The 1,900-nt window shown below is 29.2% G+C and carries 2 protein-coding genes and 1 pseudogene; all 3 read right to left on the minus strand.

Going from position 1 to position 1,900, the window contains the following annotated elements:
• Positions 1-458, minus strand: a 458-nt coding sequence (locus tag AC1DJR_RS28270) for a glycosyltransferase family 2 protein (protein WP_477004074.1), incomplete at its 3' end; no start/stop codon positions are given.
• Positions 433-1,647 (minus strand): O-antigen ligase family protein, encoded by a 1,215-nt coding sequence (locus tag AC1DJR_RS28275; protein WP_477004075.1) that lies wholly within the window; start codon positions 1,645-1,647, stop codon positions 433-435. The genes AC1DJR_RS28270 and AC1DJR_RS28275, both read right to left, overlap by 26 nt.
• Before the next feature lie 3 nt (positions 1,648-1,650).
• Positions 1,651-1,900, minus strand: a pseudogene (locus tag AC1DJR_RS28280) (oligosaccharide flippase family protein); the annotation flags it as partial.

Consider the following 1,900-nt stretch of genomic DNA (forward strand, 5'->3'; position numbering starts at 1 on the left):
TAATGATAATCAACAGATTCCGGTACATTTACATTTCTATTCAGGCCATTTCCATTTTCATCTATTAAACTATAAGACGTATACGAAAATGCAGCTTTCATTTCTTCCATAAATAACAATTGCGTCTGCAGTTTATTAGATAGCCAAATATCATCACTATCTAAAAAGGCAATATACCTTCCTCTCGCCTTTTTAATCGCTATATTACGCGCTTTAGCAGCACCTACATTTTCTTTTAATGATACTAATCGAATGCGCGAATCTTCTTCTATCATCTCTTTAATTATTACAACTGAGTTATCTGTTGAAGCGTCATCAACTATAAGCATTTCCCAATTTTCATAAGATTGACTCCTCACAGATGCGATTGTCTCACCTATAAAACGTAAACTATTATAAGAAGGTGTTATTATGGAAACATACGGCAACTCATTATGTACTGATAGACACTTTACCATCTATCGTTCCCCTTCTTTCATATATTGAAATGTACTTCACAACAACTGCTAAAAACAGAAAGAACGCTTCGTTAATAATAAGTGACAATGAAATCATCTGAAATAAAAATGCAATCATAGTCAATAAAAGATATGGTTTTTCACGAAACAAGTTATACTGAGTTAACTTGAACATTAATATTAATAAAAACGCACTATATAAAAGAAAACCGATTGTACCCGATTCAGATAAAATTTCTAAAAATGTATTGTGCACATATAATTTCTCATTGAACTGGTACTCATAATAATTCGAAAAATTAAATGCACCTATACCGATATATGGATTAGATAAATAATATTTGAAAGCAGCTTCCCATAATGTAAATCTACCACTTCCATTATCATGTGAAAAATCAGAAATCCGCTTATTCAATATATCATCCAACTGTCCACCCATTACTGCATTCGATAAACTAAAAATAGCAATACTAAATATTACTAAACCTATTACTATTTTCACTTTTTTAGCAAAGCTGGACATACATATATATACAACAAGAACAAGCACAATTGCTAAAATCCCACCTCTTGAAAATGTTAATAAACTCGTCGTAACACATAAAACCAATCCGATGACGTTGGTCATGTTATATAAATTTGTCATATAATACATAAAAAATATCGTATTATAAAAAATAAAAATGTTAGGATCATCTAATAACCCAATTAACCTTGGATATCCTCTATCAACTAATAATCCAGCATAAACCTCTCTCTCTTCCCCACCATATAATCCAAAATATTGTAATCCGATTATATAGAGTATAAGACTCACAATATTAAATACTAACCCTGCATAGACAATGGATAATTCGAGCACTACTATTTCGGTATTCCCCAATAAATTTCTCATTATAAAATAACAACCTAAAACAAGAAGCACACCAAAAATCATACGAATACTAGCACTTAAATATATGGAAAGAATACCACTTAAACAATAAATGAAATAGAACAGTAAAAATACCACTTCATGAAAATATAGCTTTTGAATATGAAAGTCTTTAATTGTTAAACAAAAATAAATGACTAAGAAAATCATATATATTTTCAAGGAAAATCCTATATATATRTTGTATTTACTTAACATAACAAACAAGATTARAAGAAAARTCCATTTCATYGAAATTTGCATATTATTTTCCATAGGCTATATCYCCTGYTTCGTAATATAATCCTTTTCTCGTGTCTTTCGTATAAACGAAAGAATAAGTTTTTTCAACTCATGATCATATAGGAATATACCAACTACTACGATAAACGTATGAAGTACAAGTGCAATCAAATTGTAAGTATGCAACATATATTGCACTCCTATAAAAGTTATGCCAAAGTAAATTGTATAAGGGATTACAATTTGAAATACAATTTTTTTCTTCACTGCACTTACTGTTATATAT

The sequence above is a fragment of the Bacillus sp. 05T31 genome (genome assembly GCF_056396725.1).